Raw genomic sequence first — 13584 nt, 5'->3', positions numbered from 1 at the left:
AGAGGTGTATCAGAGACAGAATCCGCCGTCTCCTCCACGGACGCCGCCGCCGCCACCGCCGCCGCCAAAGACACCAGGTCCGCCGTTCTCGGGTCCCGGTCCACCTCCAATGCCGCCACCGCCGGGGCCGCCTTTGGCCCTGGTGCCGTCGTATATGCCGCCGTTTCCGAACATACCGCCGCCGCCGCCGCCGGCGCCCGCAAACTTGCCGTCAGCCGAAACGCCGGCACCGCCGACGCCACCTTGCGCCAGGTTGTGCAGCAAGGTGACGTTGCTCACTGTCACACGGGCGCCGCTGGCGACGAACAGGGCCCCGCCAAGTCCGGCGCCGCCACCGCCGCCGCCGGCATCACCCGTGTTGGGGCTCACGCCGTTGCCGCCGTTGCCGCCCTGTGCCTTGGCATTTTCGATGACGAGATCATTGATCGCGACCTTGCCCGACTGGACGAACAGACCGCGATGCTGCTTGTTGCCGGAGAGCGTATGGTTGGCGCCGTTGATGGTCACGTCGCGCTTCACCTCAAGCAGGTTGGTGCTCAAGACGATGTTCGCGGTGAAGGTGATGGTGTCGCCGTCCTGGGCGCCACCACTCGGATTGAGCGCGGTCTGGAGCTGCGTCTCGTTGCCGACATTGAAGTTCCTGGCGTTTGCTGGAAGTGCCGTCGATAGCAGGCCTGCAAGGAGTGCTATGGCCCGCGCCAGGCAGGAGATTCGCGTCGGCGGACAAATTTGCCTGAGCCGGCCGGCCGTAAGGCGCGACCGCCTGATGACATCGACTTTTCTACCCACCTGCCTGGCCCCTTGAACCTCTCCGAATTAGGAAATCTTAAATTAGATTCTATGCACCCATGACTGCCGATTGGGGCAGCAAATCAACAGCATTTCTGCCGCCTGCATGCCGGGTGGCGAAGGTTTCACCGCAGACGCTCTAAATCGAAAAGAGATCCTCTCAGATAAGCAGGAACGGCGTTATAGAATTCTTTGCCTTTTCCAGGAAAACTGACCCTGGAAATTCGGGGCGAATCCGCGGGCGGGAGAACAACAGCAAAGGAGAACGCGTGGCGCAGGATATTGGTCAGAAATTGCGGGTGACGATGGCATTCCTCGGCGCCGTGACACGCAAGGACCTCGCGGCGGCGTTCCGTCGTGTCAACCCGGCGACGTCGTTCGATGTCGAGCGCGCGCACAAATGGATGCAGGGGCGTGCCCACCCGCGCGAGCTTCGGCTCTATGAGGACTGGGCGAAGGTCGTGGATGTTGGGCGTCCGGGAGCCTGGATCGCCGACTGCGAGCTCGACGAGTTCATCCAGGCCATTTGTACTCGACATAATTGCGAGCGCGATACACTGGAGCGCATAAGCGAACCGTCGCGGCGGTCGCTCGCCGGGCAACGCCAGGATGCAAGCCGGTCGCTCGCCGGCACCTACGCCTGCTACTCCCACGCCTGGTCGCCCTATTTCCGCGCCCAGTTCATCAGGGCAGAACTGTCAATCCAATCGAATGGCCCGCAGGGCGTTCTCGCACAGTATTCGGAGCGGCTGCCGACGAGCCGGTTTCAACTTGAAGGCCCGCTCGTGATGGCGGGGCGGGCCATGCACCTCGACCTGGTCGAACCCAGCGGTGATGGCCGCATGTTCTTCTGTCTTTCCTTGCCGACACCACCGGCTAGCGTCCTTGCGGGCCTGATGTGCGGCGCCACGATCATCGGCCCCGACGCGCAGCCATCGGTGACCCGAATTGTGATGATCCGGCTTCCAGCGCCGAGCATGCGGCTGCGCTCTGCGGTTGCATACCTGCCGTCCCAAACGTCGATTGCCGGCGACTTGGCCTCGCTGGGGCTGCGGATTCCAGATCCAGCCGCGGTCGATGATGGCGTCGGCGCGTTTCTGACGGGCGGCCATGAAGCTGGCCTCGACCAAGTTCAATCGCCTTGCCACAGGGCGTTGGTCGACCTGTTCGATCCGATCTGGCTTGCTGGCGCAATGGCGCAGCAGCGTTTCGGAGAGGCGTAGCTGCTCTCATGCGCCTTTACGCGGGGTCGATTTTCCGGCTGGACCAGAATGCCGTTGTCCCGCCGCGAGCCCACCGGACCACATCCGCCCCCTACCATAGCCGAGATGCACTGCTGGTCACTAAACCGACGCTGCCAGCATCTTGCGCAAGAAGAACCGACCTGAGCCCCGAGCGTGATCTGGAAGTTGCCCGAACACCTCGTAATCCAAGGTCTTATAGAAAGCTGGCGCCTGGAATCCATAGGTTTCCAGCCACACCCCCACACACTTCCGCTCCCGAGCGAGCTGTCCAGCAGCATTCATGAGTTGCGTCCCGAGCTTTTGCCGCCTCAGGAATTCCGGAACAAACAACAGTTCGACAAACAACCAATCGTAAGACACTTTTCTCCACAAGCCGCCGATCGTCTCATCGCTATCATGATCACGAAGGAGGATGCCGACTGGCTCATAGCCAGAAGGTTCGCTCGTCGCATCATTATAGCTGACCAAGGCCCTCAAGATCGTTTTATAGTCTGCATCTTCGGGTCTTTCGGACACAATAACGGGTGGGCGCATGTTTTATCCTATAACGATATATGCATCGATGAACCCCTACCGCGGCAGACATTCCAAGAGCGGAAGAATTTCTCTCAGAAATACTGGGGAACGAGTATGGAATTCTTTGCCCTTTCCAGGAAAAGAGGCCCTGGAAACCGCACCGGTTCCGTGGGTGAGGCAACAACATGAGCATGAGAGGAGACAAGGCATAGAGCTTCGCGACGGAATAATCCCGGCACGCGGCGGCGGACGGAGATTAGCCACACGAGGGCAGCAAGATCAGTCTCGATTCAAGACGTTTGGCTGTAGCGGAGCAATTTGAAGCAATCCCCGCTTGCCGACTTCAATTGCATCAGGAAATGTTTCGACCGATCGATCCACTCCTGGTGCGACCTGGCGTCCGCTTCGATCTCATCGACCGGTCTAAGTTTGACGAAGCCCCGCCCGTTGCTGAAAAGCCAGCACGCACGGCCGAGAAGTCTCCTGCTGCGCAGGCGCAACAGGTCGGCATCATAAAAGATATCCAGCACCTCCTGCTTGATCTTCCGCTCCTTCTCAGGATTAGCGATCGCAGCATCAACTGGCTCACCGCCGATCGCATCGTGCAAATCCGTGTAGTCCAGCGGGAGCTGGGCGGTGGCATATTTGATCTCGCTCTCATCGCTGACGATATTGAACCACAGCGTCGGATCGAGTTCGTTGACGACGAACGACGATTCGAAGTCACGCGATAGGTTCAGGATCTCGAACGCCTGAACGTCAACATCGCGCTCGACCAAAAGAATCTCGGCGACCTGCTTGGCGAGCTCCGCTCCGTGCGCGCTGATGGCATTGTTCTTTCCACCGAGTTTCGGATCGATGTAGGGCCCACCCTCATCGAGCAGCGTATCGAATTCACCTAGGGATTCGACAACGGCAGCGCCACGAGCAATGCGTGCCGCCAGTTTGGCCATGACCTGCTGGAGTTCGGCTTCGCGTTTGCGCTGGTCCTGGTAGTTCTGCTGAAAAAAGAAGATGAACAGAGATACTCCAATTCCGATCAGGATCACCCCCAGCTGCGAAAAGGTGTTGCGATAATACTCCAACAGCTTTTCACGATGGCGTGCTTCCTGCCGCACACTATGCGCCACCCCAAGATTGACGATGAGCGAAATGGTCAGGAGCCCGGCGCCGACGAGGATAAGGCCGCCGATGAGGAGGTATCCGTAGCCTGAGAACGTCCTGAAATCCATGTCGTTTACCGGGTTGCCGAGGCGTTAGACATTAGACCCAACCTAATAACATCGGGGAACACCTAAATCTCTGGGACGCCAACATCCGCCAGCGTGAAGGTTCTCGGATGCCGCACGATGTGGCTCCAGCGGCATCGTGTCCGCATCGGAAACCTCAAGGCGGCTGGCTCGCTATGTCGGTCATCTCCGACACCCCCAAGCTCTCTCTCTCTCTCTCTCTCTCTCTCTGGGTCAAGGCTTGCGTGGGTCTCGAAGAAAAATCCCCTGGCCATGGAGGTTCAAATTCTCGATCGTGACGGCTGTCGTCCGGTCGGCCTCGACGGTAAACGTAACGGCGCTCGGTCCAAAGGCGTTTTCGCCTATCGGCTGGTATGTGAACGTATCGCGGGTGATGTGCTGAAGTGGAAAGGACTCCGTGCGGGGCCCGAGACTCATGACCAAGCTGCCGCTCTTCTGTGTAACCGTCAGTCCGCCATAAAAGTCGTTGCCGTAAGTGCCGACATAGCTTGCGGCAGGCAAGGCCGGCGAAGGCTGCGAGCGAGCGCGCGCGGCGTCGATGGCGCCGCCATAGTCGGGCTTCATGGCATCAGCCATGAGCTGGCCGTAGGCGTCGATCCAGTCTCGTTCAACCTTTCCGGCAAATACCAGATCGAGAAAGCTCTTGCTCGTGGCCTCCGCGAGGCCGACCGGATAGCCGTTCGTCACCACGGCTATGCCGAGCCGTTCTGACGGAACGAGATGCACATTCGTGCCGACACCAAGATTGAACGCTCCCGAGTGGCTGAGATGGATACGACCTTGCGGATCGAGATCGACGTTCCAGCCGAGTCCGTAAGAAGGGGGAAAAGCGCCGGACGGACCCGGCGCGGATTCCCGTGCGATCATTGGTTGGTGGGTCTCGGCGAGAGCAGCCGAGGTGACGATCTCCTTGCCATCGAGCTTGCCGCCGCCAAGCTGGAGCCTCAGCCACTGCGCGAGGTCGCGTGCCGTGGAGCTGACACCGCCAGCCGGAGACTGGGCGTCAGGATCGCGTGGCGGGCCGGGAAGCCATTTGCCGTCAGTGCGGACGGAATTCACAGCGCGATTTTCGGCGGCGAGGAAATCAGAATGTCGCGAGCTCGTCCGGGTCATGCCCGCGGGTCGGTACAGCCGCTCTTCCGACAATACTTCCCAAGGCTTCCCGGCAGCCTTGGCTGCGGCGAGCGCCGCTTCCGTCAAGCCGAAATTGGTATAGGCGTAGCTCGCGCGGAAGGGACCGGCCGGCTTGACGTGACGTAGCCGGAACAGGATATCTTCGCGGCTGTATCCCAGGTCCTCGAGCAGGTCGCCAATATGTCCGGGAAGACCGCTTCGGTGAGAGAACATGTCACGAAGCGTGACCTCGCGCGTGACCCAAGGGTCCTTCAGTTCGAATCCGGGATCGTGCTTTACGATCGGATCGTCCCAAGCCACGAGACCTTCGCCGACGAGAGTGGCGACCACCGTGGACGCAATCGGCTTCGACATCGAGGCGAGCTGAAACACAGTGTCGGGGTCGACGGGCTCAGGCTTGTCCACCTCGCGAACGCCGTAGCCGCGGAGAAACACTACCGCATCGTCGTGAACGATGGCGATCGCCAAGCCGGGCACGCCGGTTCGCGACATGCCATCGCGGATAATGGCATCGAGTTTTGGGAGAACCTCGGTGACACGGTCAGTCGTCACGGGGTCAGTTGTGACGGGCTCGGCGAAGGCCAGTTTCGGCAGGAGGCAGGCAACTATCGCGACTCCCGCCCAAGAGGCCAATTTCGAATGTTTCATCATCTGCTCCGGCGGTTGGAACGTGCCCCACGGCACCCAATGGGAAATCTCGCGGTCATCAGTTGAGTTCGTACAAAATCGCAGATATCGCTCCCTCGTCCGCGAATACCTTGATGACGTCCGCAATGCTCCCGATTGGCGCGACGTTGTTCACATAAGTGACATAGGCCAGCAATTTTCCCGCCTTCGATTTGATGTATCCCGCAAAGACCTGGGCTTTGAGCGTGCCGTCCGCGACTGTTGTCCCGGTTTTCGCAAACACGTTTCCCACGCCTGGCGCAATGACGGGATTTGGCGGATCGATCCCGACTGTGGCTAGCGAACCATCGACCCCGAGAACGGGAAGAGCGTCGAAATAAACTTCCGACGCTTTCGTCTTCCGCATTGCCGCAAGGAGGCCCGTAACGGCGCCGGGTGTCGCACGGCTATCGGGGCTGCCGCTGCCGTTTGTCGGAAAATCGAAGCCGTCGGGAGAAAGTCCGTACTCACCTATCAGCGTATTCCGCTCGGCTGCGAGGTCCGTCTCAATGGTTCTTGCTCCTTGCGTCAGTCCAAATAGCGCAAGGCTCAGATTGGCTCCGAGATTGTGGCTGACCTTGAGGATCAGCTTCGCGTATTCCGCGTATGGCGGTGAAACGAGTCGAGCGACTTCCGCTGACTGTAAGTAGGCGCTTTTCGAAGGAAGCTTCGCGACCGGGTTCGGGCCTGTCGCCGATGCCGTAACTGAGACTCCCGCCCTGCCCAGCGCCTCGATTAAAGCTGTGCGCGCAAAGGAAGACGGCTCGACGATCGGGAACGTCTGGACCAATGTTGCGACGCCGGGCAGGCTCGGCCTGTAGCCGGCAGGGATCTGGCCCTTGACGATCCCGACCTTGGGGTCGGCTGGCGAGATCTCGAGGGAGATTTCCATCGGTTCGCTGGCGGCGACGGTTTTCACCTGCGAACTGACGGTGAAGGCCGCTGTTTTAGGTCGCCAGTCCACCGCGGCCGGTTGTCCAGCTTCAGCCGGCAGGATGGTCACGTCTATGAGGTTGTCGTTCACGATCATCGGTGTGATCAGAACATTCCCGTTTGGCACGCGGAAATGATCGAAAAGGCGATCATCGATGACGACATCGCCCGTGACGGCCTTGATTCCGGATTTGGCGACCTGCCTTGCAATGGAATTCAGCCCGGACAGCGGATCGGCCTCCGTGAGGGTCGCGCTGCCGAGCGAATTGGCCTCGGTGTGATCGAAGTTGGTGAAGGCGATCTTGCCGCCGGCCGCAGTTCGTCCGCCAAGGGTCAGATCCCCGCTTGCGAGCAAGACGAGATTTCCCTGAAGCGTGCCGTCTGCCCCTACCTCGCCGAGACGATAGACCTTCGTCTCGAAGCGGTGATCTATGCCGAGCGCGTTCAGCGCGAGACCGACCGAGAACAGCTTTCGCACCGAACCGGTGAAGAAAAGCGAGTCCGGGCCGTAGGCCGCCGTCGTGGCTCCCGAGGAGAGATCGACTGCCCGGAGGCCCCAGATCGCCCCGGAATAGCGTGGCGCGTCCATAATCGAGCGGATAGCGGGCGGAAGGTCGAGTTCGGCTGCGGCCGCGCCGATTCCGGTACCCCAAAGTGGCGCCACGACGCCCAAGGCAACCATCAAGCCGCTTCGCGTTCTCTTGAACATCGTTCGTTCCATCTCTTCCTCCAATGCGGCCGCGGCTCGATCGCCACGACGTACCGACGTACCAATGAGAATGCCAATCCGAAGAGAACGCGCATAAAGGCGCTGCTACTGAACATATAAAAGCTGGGAGTGCTGTGGGGCGTTACCATGCCTGCCTCACAAGCGTCGCGCCTAGTAGGCCTGCTGAATCGCGGCGGCAATCGCAGCAATGTCGTGATCTGCGGAGATGAAATCCTCGACCGAGCCAAAAGGAGCGCTGTTGAGGAAGATCGCAAAAGCGAGCTCGCGGCCGCTTTTCGCCTCGATATAGCCGACTTGGGTCTTGGCGATGATGATGCCCTGATAATCTCCGGGCGCGGAGATCACCCGTGTGCCATCCTTGATGTGAATATGCCCGACCGCCGGGGTTCCAAGACCGTTCGCAGCTTGTGTTCCATCCACACCCAGGATGGCCATTCCGTCCCGGATGGCCGATCCCCACGGCTCCTTGACAATTCGCGTGAGCACCGTTGTCTGGTCCACGGGCGCTGTCTTGGCGTGATCATCGGAGCCGGCGCCGTCGAAGACGTAAGTGCTTTGCCGCGACACACCCAGGCGGTCGAGCAGTTCGAGCTCCTTGCCGATTCCAGCCACGCAGTCTCGGCTTCCGCCTTTCACGGCTGCAAGGCACAGCATCAAATGGGCGCCGCGATTGTAGCTGACCTTGAGAACGACCTTGACGAATTCCGAGAGCGGAGGCGAGACGTGCTCGGCCACTTTATTGTCAGGGGAATAGGCCGCCGCGTCCGGCAGTTCGTCATCTGGATTTGGCCCAAGCGCGTTCGCGTCTACCTTCACTCCGGCGCGCTGCAAAGCTTCGATGAACGCTGTTCGAGCGAAGGCGGCAGGGTCCGGCACATGCCAGATGCTCAAGGTGGGCGCAACTCCGGCGGCGATTTCGCCGCTGACCCGTATCTCTCCAGGGGCAGGCGACTCGATCGTGATGGGCTTTGGATTCTCTGCGACGGTCATTACGGCGCCTATCACCTTGACGGACGCGGTCTTGGGTCGCCAATCAATCCTGGCCGGCTGCCCCGCGCTGGCCGCCGTCGTCATGATGTCGATGACGTTTTCGTTGAGCCAGATCGGGGAAATGATCCCGTCCGTGGGGTCGCGATGGGTTTCGAAAAGCCGCGCATCGATGATGACGTCGCCCTTGACCTCCGCGATGCCGGAGGCATGAACCCTCTTCGCCAGATTGTCCAGGGCGGCTAGCGGGTCGCTCTCCTTGACCAAGGCGCCCCCAGCAAAGCCGGTGTCGGCATAGTTGTGGTCGATCTCTGGAAAATTGTTGTAGCCGAGAGTGCCGTCAGGCTGCTCTCGCAGGCCGAAGCTGAAATCTCCAGAGGCGACCAGGATCAGATTGCCGTCAAGCCTGCCTTCCGACACCGGCCCAGCTTTGTAGACCCGGGTATGGAACCGGTAGTCCGCCCCATACAGGTCGAGCGCAGTGGCCGTGCTGTAGACCTTCATGATCGATCCGGGAGTGAGCGACCGGTCGGCCGCCTGATCGACAAGCACAGTCCCCGTGTCGAGATCGACCACGCGCATGCCCCAGCTTGTATGTGCGTATGCGGCTTTCGATTGGATCTCTGCTATGACAGCAGAAACGCTTGCCGGCGTATCGCCCTCGACCCGGGGAAGGGTGTCGGCGCGCACGCCCGTGCCCCACAAGACACCCAGGTTTACTAGCGCCACGAGGCTGGTCACGGACATCGAACGGATCGTGATCATGGGCAATTCCTTTTCATGAGCGTGGATCCACGCGCTGGGCGAGACTTGAGCGTAGAGGCCGCATGGCTAGAACCGCACCCCAGCCGCGACGCGGAACAGGGCGCCCTCGACACCGAGCTGGGCTTCGTCCTTATAGGGCGTAGCGACGTAGGCCAGGACGTTGAGGCGGGTTCCGATCCCGGCGCGGATGCCGATACCGACGGAACCGAGCGAATCGAACTCATAATCCCTGCCCGGCGGGTTCCACACCGCTCCATAGTCAACGAATCCGAACAGGCTGGGATTGGCCAGCCACGGCATGACTGCATCGATCCCTTTCCGAAGCTCTAACGCGGCCGCGATGCCATCGTCGCCGGTGATCGAGGAACTGTCGAAGGCTCGGCTATAGGGGTCGCCTCCCAGGTCGAAGCGGACCGCGGAAGGGAGCTCGGTGAAGGCGTACTGGCCGGTGAACTGCAGTTGCGCCGAGAGGGTATCGGTAATATCGCGTGAGAGCGTGCCTTCACCGAACATGTAGGTGAAATCAGCGTTCTCGGTGTTCGAGCCGAGACCGCTTAAACCCTGGCCCAGGCCGGCCTCGGCGACCACGGCGACACCGCCTATGGTCGTGTCAAACGTGGCTGCCGCCGTCAGCCATCGATTGCTATTGCGCGCCGCCGGATCGCCGTTGACGTCGACTGCCACATCCTTGGTATTGATCGCGAATTTGGCGAAGAGATTGTGCTCGATCGCGCGCACAATCGCGTAGTTCAAAAAAGCCTTTCCGAACGTGCTCCCGACGTGAATGTCGTCGTCGTCCAGTGGATTCGACCAGACTTGGCCGAACTCATACCCGGCGACGAACCCGGACGGCCCGAGCGGAAATGCCTGCCCGAACCGGAGAAACACGAGCTCGTCCGGGTCGGCGGGATTGGTCACCGCGAGCGCCTCGGTGCCCTCGAACAATCCGAGAGCATCGTTGACGCGCGCGATACCGGAAAGCTGCAGCGGCCCGGTTGATGGCGTGCCCAGATTGTCGAGGCGGGCATCGAGCCCGCTCCTCTTGAAGTCGACCTTCAAAACAAGCCTCCCCGCAGCCGGATCGTCCTCGACCTTGGAAAGCTTGGCCTCCACCGTGAAGCCGGGGATATCGGCGACGAGCAAGGCGTAGCGCTCAAGGTGAGAGACACGGACCGGTCGTTCCGCCACCATGCGGGCAATATATGGCTTCAGCCGTTCCTCGAGACCTGGCTGATCCGATTCCACGACAACGTCGCGGAGATAGGATTCGTAGACGATGATGCGGATCCGGCCGCTGCTGAAATCCTGCTGCGGGACCAGAGCCGCCGCATAGTAATCGTGTTCACGGTAGATGCGTTCGATTCCGTCGATGATCTCCTTCATATCGAGCAGTGAAACCTCTCGACCAATCAGTTTCCCCCAAAGCGTAGAGAAGATCGCCGGATCGAGCGTGACCGCTCCTTCGAGATCGATTTTGCGGAGCCGGAAGCGGATGGTTTTGAGCTGCTCGGGGGATAGGCCGGCGACCGGCGCGGCATGCGTAACGGTGATACTTGGAGGCCGCCGAGGCGGCGGCTCGAACCGCTCAATGACAGTTGTCTGATCTCTGATGACGCGGTCCGCGTCCTGCGCCTGAGCGCGAGCGACCAGCACCGCCAGAAAGCTTGAGGCGATCAGCACCAGTCTGGTCGCCAGACAAAGCCGGTCGTGGTGAACCACTCTTTGCTCCAAAACTGCCCACGAAATTCTCAAGCCGCAGACATTCTAAACCGAGAGCAATTGTCTCAGAAAAAGAAGTTGTCTCAGATAAATGGTGACGCGTGCATAGAATTCTTTGCCTTTTCCAGGAAAAATGATCCTGGAAAATTCGGAGCGGTTCCGCAGTGAGCAATAAGAACAAAGGAGTAGCGACGGCGCGGAAAACTGATCAGAGCTGCGTGCGATGCCGGCGCATCTGGCCACCTCGTGGACATAGTAGCTGGCATAACATTCACGCTTAGGATAAACGCGCGGATTTTTTTTACGCCGTAGGCTGTTTGCGATATCGGTGCGCCAGCTCTCTTCACGGGGAGCGCGGGCGAGGTGTGCGGCCCCAACTCTCGCACGCGGACCCGCTCTGCCGCGGATGCCGTCGCTTGTGCGAGCCCCGGACTCGGCATCGCAATCGTATGGAAGGCACGATCAGCGTCGCCAGGCCCATCCGTGCCGGTGACCATCTCGCTATCACAACGTCTTCTGACAGGTCTCTCTCACTGGGTGAGCCATCGTAATGAGATTAGGTCAACGCTCCTGAGACTGCATGGATCGAAACGCCAACCGGCCAGTTAGGTGGGTCAGGTGCAGACACGGAGAGAACTGTGAGCCCGAACGCCTCAGGCAATGACATAGGACACGCCACCCCAACCAGACCAGCCGCGGACGGTCTCGCTCCGGCCTTGGCCCGCAACATCGAAGCAATTGTTCAACGACGAAAGCGCGATGCGAAAGCAGCCACTGCGGAGCAACGCGCTGCGGCAGCAATCAGCAAGTTCGCAGGCAGCATGATCTTCGTCTATATTCATCTTGTTTTCTTCGGCGGCTGGATCCTCCTCAACATTAAGCCCGTTGGCTTTGTTCAGCCTTGGGACCCATCCTTGGTCATCCTTGCAATGATTGCATCCGTGGAGGCGATTTTCTTGTCCACGTTCGTGCTCATCAACCAGAACCGGATGGCCGCTGAGGACGATGCCAGAGCAGACCTCGATCTTCAGGTGAGCCTGCTGAACGAACATGAGACGACCAAGCTTATCAAGATGGTCGAGGAGATTGCCAGGCGCTTGAATATTCGCACGGAAGCGGATGATGAATTGAACGAACTGAAGCGCGACGTCGCGCCTGAAGCTGTTCTCGACAAGATCGTGGAGGCAGAGGAGTAGGCAACTCTGGGGGAGAGGGCGTCGCCAATGTCCCACCGATAGCGACACTTATCCATGAGCGCTCGTCGTGCTGTGAACGCGCTCTGGTTGACTTAAAAACCCGCAGGCGATAGCCGTCGTGAAGGAGCAAGCCCGGTAAGATCTTCTCAGACGATCCCCTTACATAGTTCTCTCTCCGACCATGAACCCCTGGCCATGATGGGCCGCCGAGGACAGCGTGTCTCCGCCGAGGACAGCGTGTCTCGTCGACGACACAATATTCCACAGCACACCATGATCAGCGGCCACTCTCACCGCAGTCACTACCGGCAGAAGCGGACTATTCGGGTTCTGCCGCCCCAAGAGCGTCGATGACGGGAGCAAGCGAGTCATCTTCCTGACGCGGCGCCTGCAACTCGCTGGTCGCATTCGCCTTGTCGAGGGCTTGCTGGATGGCGTCTTCTATGTTGTCGATCTCTTGTTCGCGAACCTCGCGCCCATATCCGGCAGCATTCGCATCCTGTTCGAACTGCTGCACGAGCCCTGCGACGCTGACTGGTGCGTCCGCAGGCACATTGCCGACATTCTCCTGCAGCCAGCTTCGAAAGAACTCTATGGTCGCACTCATCTCGCCTCCTGAGCCGGACAACTGCCGCAGAGAGTGGTTGTTCCATGGCCCTGCCAGGAATTGCGAACTCCACCGGCATCGACCGAAGTCCCCAGCATGCCATTGCCGCAAACGAAGCGAGCCGCCTTCCCCTTCACCGTCGCCTGTCAGCAACTCATCTGTCTTGGTTGGTTGGATCCCCTACGCTAGATCGGTCTGCACAGCCTGGATGGAGTTCGACGCCGATGGCGGCGATGGACCGATGCTGCCCGCATTGTGCTCGCGCTTCGGCTCTTTCGCAGGCAGTCCGGTTGGGAATGCCGCATGCAGAAAAGCACTCCGACAGTCTTCTTCACGAGTGATACTCATTTCAGTGACGCGCGCATCCGGCGGATCGAGCGGCGGCCGTCCAGCTCGCTCCTTGAGCATGACATGACGCTTATGACGCTCTGGCAGATTACTGTAGAGGGGCGAATGGGTCCTCCGTGCTGGCCACCCGAGTCGGCGGCGACGCGGTCTGCACCGCCGACCCACGGCATTGTTCCCGCGCGCGCGCTCTTCGATGAAAGGCGTCGCCAGAGCACGGCGATACCTCGCCTTGCAACGATCGCGCATGTCCAGGTGGAGCGCCCGGCGGGCGTCTAGCCCCGTGGTCGGGTCGTCGAGGATCGGGAGGCGCGACCGGTGCATCAACGCCCGGGAGATCTCGCCGCTGCTCCGCTGGCGGCCCGAAAGCGAACGGACCCGCTCATCGCGCCAGTCGAGCTCCTCGCAAATTCTCCTTCGCCGACGTCTGCGGCAAGTCCATGCAGCGTGGGTTAGCGTAGGTTTTCGGCGACGGTGAGATGGGCCAAGTGCCGGCGGCTTGGCCGGCATGGAATGACCCACACACCGATCAGCCCGAACTGGGCGTGAAAGAAATCAGTGACTAGCGAGAACAGTTCCGTGTTCCCGGCGCCGCTGGCGCTGCGTGTATGACAAGGTGGGCACTCATGCATCGACCGATGAAGTTGCAGGGCGCGTGTTGAGCAATCCGCTCGGTGTTATTGCGGGGTTGCTCCCATTCTTG

10 protein-coding genes are annotated in these 13584 nt (G+C 60.3%); 2 read left to right on the top strand and 8 right to left on the bottom strand.

The window, feature by feature from the left end:
• Positions 1 to 9: 9 nt before the first annotated feature.
• Positions 10 to 789, bottom strand: a complete 780-nt coding sequence (locus FJ867_RS28875) for a hypothetical protein (RefSeq protein WP_181168469.1) — start codon at positions 787 to 789, stop codon at positions 10 to 12.
• Between the two features lie 269 nt (positions 790 to 1058).
• Here FJ867_RS28875 and FJ867_RS28525 point away from each other — a divergent pair, with 269 nt between their 5' ends.
• Positions 1059 to 2012: a hypothetical protein gene (locus FJ867_RS28525; protein WP_246675122.1), complete on the top strand. Its 954-nt coding sequence runs from the start codon at positions 1059 to 1061 to the stop codon at positions 2010 to 2012.
• Between the two features lie 120 nt (positions 2013 to 2132).
• Here the strand turns inward: FJ867_RS28525 and FJ867_RS28520 are convergent, their stop codons facing one another.
• The 6 genes from FJ867_RS28520 to FJ867_RS28495 all read right to left on the bottom strand — a co-directional run bounded on the left by FJ867_RS28520 (position 2133) and on the right by FJ867_RS28495 (position 10733).
• Positions 2133 to 2567, bottom strand: a complete 435-nt coding sequence (locus FJ867_RS28520; RefSeq protein ID WP_140819251.1) for a GNAT family N-acetyltransferase — start codon at positions 2565 to 2567, stop codon at positions 2133 to 2135.
• Positions 2568 to 2839: 272 nt separating this feature from the next.
• On the bottom strand, positions 2840 to 3781 hold the full coding sequence (locus tag FJ867_RS28515; protein WP_140819249.1) for a hypothetical protein: 942 nt from the start codon (positions 3779 to 3781) through the stop codon (positions 2840 to 2842).
• Positions 3782 to 4012: 231 nt separating this feature from the next.
• Positions 4013 to 5581: a serine hydrolase gene (locus FJ867_RS28510; protein WP_210242321.1), complete on the bottom strand. Its 1569-nt coding sequence runs from the start codon at positions 5579 to 5581 to the stop codon at positions 4013 to 4015.
• A gap of 58 nt (positions 5582 to 5639) precedes the next feature.
• The gene (locus FJ867_RS28505) at positions 5640 to 7253 is read right to left on the bottom strand and encodes a D-alanyl-D-alanine carboxypeptidase (RefSeq protein WP_140819246.1); all 1614 of its coding nucleotides are present in this window, start codon (positions 7251 to 7253) and stop codon (positions 5640 to 5642) included.
• 159 nt (positions 7254 to 7412) lie between these two features.
• Complete coding sequence (gene dacB / locus FJ867_RS28500; RefSeq protein ID WP_140819245.1) at positions 7413 to 9014, bottom strand: D-alanyl-D-alanine carboxypeptidase/D-alanyl-D-alanine-endopeptidase; 1602 nt, start codon at positions 9012 to 9014, stop codon at positions 7413 to 7415.
• Between the two features lie 66 nt (positions 9015 to 9080).
• Positions 9081 to 10733, bottom strand: coding sequence for a ShlB/FhaC/HecB family hemolysin secretion/activation protein (locus FJ867_RS28495; RefSeq protein ID WP_181168467.1), 1653 nt, complete (start codon positions 10731 to 10733; stop codon positions 9081 to 9083).
• Between the two features lie 638 nt (positions 10734 to 11371).
• Between FJ867_RS28495 and FJ867_RS28490 the strand changes: the two genes are divergently transcribed.
• Positions 11372 to 11929: a DUF1003 domain-containing protein gene (locus tag FJ867_RS28490; RefSeq protein WP_140819241.1), complete on the top strand. Its 558-nt coding sequence runs from the start codon at positions 11372 to 11374 to the stop codon at positions 11927 to 11929.
• Positions 11930 to 12248: 319 nt separating this feature from the next.
• On the opposite strand, the gene FJ867_RS28485 is transcribed toward FJ867_RS28490, so the two are convergent.
• Positions 12249 to 12536, bottom strand: a complete 288-nt coding sequence (locus FJ867_RS28485; RefSeq protein ID WP_140819239.1) for a DUF768 domain-containing protein — start codon at positions 12534 to 12536, stop codon at positions 12249 to 12251.
• Positions 12537 to 13584: the final 1048 nt, after the last annotated feature.

This window comes from Mesorhizobium sp. B2-5-3 (assembly GCF_006441005.1).
Taxonomy (GTDB): domain Bacteria; phylum Pseudomonadota; class Alphaproteobacteria; order Rhizobiales; family Rhizobiaceae; genus Mesorhizobium.
Note: the sequence above shows the minus strand (reverse complement) of the source record. Positions and strands in the feature narration are given on the sequence as shown.

Bases quoted from the DNA above. Each gene is read 5' to 3' on its own strand.
- FJ867_RS28485 (WP_140819239.1), bottom strand. From the start codon at position 12,536: ATGAGTGCGACCATAGAGTTCTTTCGAAGCTGGCTGCAGGAGAATGTC.
- FJ867_RS28505 (WP_140819246.1), bottom strand. From the start codon at position 7,253: ATGGAACGAACGATGTTCAAGAGAACGCGAAGCGGCTTGATGGTTGCC.
- dacB (WP_140819245.1), bottom strand. From the start codon at position 9,014: ATGATCACGATCCGTTCGATGTCCGTGACCAGCCTCGTGGCGCTAGTA.
- FJ867_RS28510 (WP_210242321.1), bottom strand. From the start codon at position 5,581: ATGAAACATTCGAAATTGGCCTCTTGGGCGGGAGTCGCGATAGTTGCC.
- FJ867_RS28520 (WP_140819251.1), bottom strand. From the start codon at position 2,567: ATGCGCCCACCCGTTATTGTGTCCGAAAGACCCGAAGATGCAGACTAT.
- FJ867_RS28515 (WP_140819249.1), bottom strand. From the start codon at position 3,781: ATGGATTTCAGGACGTTCTCAGGCTACGGATACCTCCTCATCGGCGGC.